This window comes from Seonamhaeicola marinus (genome assembly GCF_008085455.1).
In genome coordinates, this window is the sequence record NZ_VSDQ01000796.1 from 1 (window position 1) to 368 (window position 368).

The 368-nt window shown below is 33.7% G+C and carries 1 protein-coding gene; it reads left to right on the plus strand.

Annotated features, from left to right (window positions below):
* Positions 1 to 368 (plus strand): DnaB-like helicase C-terminal domain-containing protein (locus FUA24_RS23585; RefSeq protein ID WP_187388378.1); only part of this gene is annotated, 368 nt, incomplete at both ends.

Sequence of the window (368 nt, forward strand, 5' to 3'; positions counted from 1 at the left end):
AAAACATTCCAGTAGCTTTTTTCTCATTAGAGATGGCGTCAGTACAGTTAATTACGCGTTTAATTTCTAGTGAAACAGGCTTGTCATCAGAAAAATTACGTACCGGTAAATTAGAAAAGCATGAGTGGGAGCAATTAAATGTAAAAGTAAAAGGTTTAGAAAAAGCCCCATTGTTTATTGATGATACACCATCTCTTTCAATTTTCGATTTAAGAGCAAAAGCACGTCGTTTATCATCACAACATGGTATAAAACTTATAATGATTGATTATTTGCAGTTAATGACGGGTGGTAATAGCCACGGAGGCAATAGAGAGCAAGAAATATCAATGATTTCTAGAAACCTAAAAGCTTTAGCAAAAGAGTTA